At 71.5% G+C, this 1,335-nt stretch carries 1 protein-coding gene; it reads right to left on the bottom strand.

The annotated features are described in order from the left end of the window. Nucleotides 1-24: 24 nt before the first annotated feature. On the bottom strand, nucleotides 25-1,080 hold the full coding sequence (locus V6U89_RS30065) for an IS110 family transposase (RefSeq protein ID WP_334576682.1): 1,056 nt from the start codon (nucleotides 1,078-1,080) through the stop codon (nucleotides 25-27). Nucleotides 1,081-1,335: the final 255 nt, after the last annotated feature.

Genomic DNA, 1,335 nt, shown 5'->3' on the forward strand with positions numbered 1-1,335 from the left:
GCCATCCCGATGCTCCTATGGAGGTCAAGGGGTGAGGGCGGTGAAGTCGGCGCGTAGGGCGGTGTAGACGTCGCGGACGATGTAGCGCTTGAGGCAGCGGAGGATCTCCTGCTTGCTGAGGCCTTCGGTGATGCGGCGTTGCAGGTAGGCGCGTGTGCGCTGGTCGTAGCGCATGCGGCAGAGCGCGATGGTGTGTAGGGCGTGGTGGGCGCCGCGGTCGCCTCCGCGGTGGAGGCGGTGGCGGCGCACCCGTCCTGAGCTCGCGGGGATGGGGGCGGCGCCGCAGAGGTGGGCCAGAGCCGCTTCGGAGTGCAGCCGGTCGGGGTTGTCGCCGGCGGTGGTCAGCAGCTGCGCGGCGACATCGGGGCCGACGCCGAACAGGGCCATGGTGCGGGGTGCCGCTTTCCGGACGATGGGTGTCACCTGGCGGTCGAGAGCGGTGATCTCCTCGGTGAGGGCGGTGACCCGGCGGGCGAGCCCGACCAGGGCTGCGGCGGTGGCGTGCTCCGGTTCGTGAAGTCTGGCCGGGTCGTAGGCCAGCGTGGCGCAGCGGCTGACCAGCACGGCGGCGCTGGCCCTGGTCAGGTGGGCTCGCAGGCGTTCGGGGGCGGCGGCGACCAGGCCGCGCATCTGATTCAGGGCGGCGGTGCGGGCCTTGACCGCTCCTCGGCGGGCGACCCTGAGGGCGCGGATCGCCTCGACCGGTCCGGTGCGGGTCTTCGGGGTGCCCATGGCGGTGCCGGCGAGGGTGGCGCGGGCGGCGGTGATCGCGTCGATCGGGTCGGACTTGCCCTGGTTGCGGCGGGCGCGGCGGTCCGGCCGGTCCACCTCCCTGATGGCGATCTTCTTGCTGGTCAGATAGCGGGCCAGGCCGGCCCCGTAGCTGCCGGTGCCCTCCACGCCCACGGCGGTTACCCGCCCGAAGGAACGCATCCAGGCCAGCAGATCCGCGTAGCCGGCGGTGGTCGCGGGGAACTCGGCGTCGGCCACGAGCCCGCCGGTGCTATCGATGATCGCGGCGTGGTGGGTGTCGCGGTGGGTGTCGACACCACCGATGAGAGATCGCTTCTTGGCTGCCATGCTGGCGTGGTCCGCCTTTCTCGGTCGCGTCGAGAATCTGTGGACACGTCACCGGTCAGGCGATGCGGACAACACAGTGGTGGGCGCCTCTCGCACAGGCTCCTATCAGGTCACGACGCCTGACCGGTGACATGCAGCTGCCGGGGCCACCGAGCTGGCCGACGAATCGGGATGAGGACAGCAACCGTCGGTCTGCCGGTGAGTCAGACCAACCCGGCGACCCACCCCACCATCCTCACTGTCTGCCGCCGACCC

The organism is Micromonospora sp. CPCC 206171 (assembly GCF_036906755.1).
Classification (GTDB): domain Bacteria; phylum Actinomycetota; class Actinomycetes; order Mycobacteriales; family Micromonosporaceae; genus Micromonospora; species Micromonospora purpureochromogenes.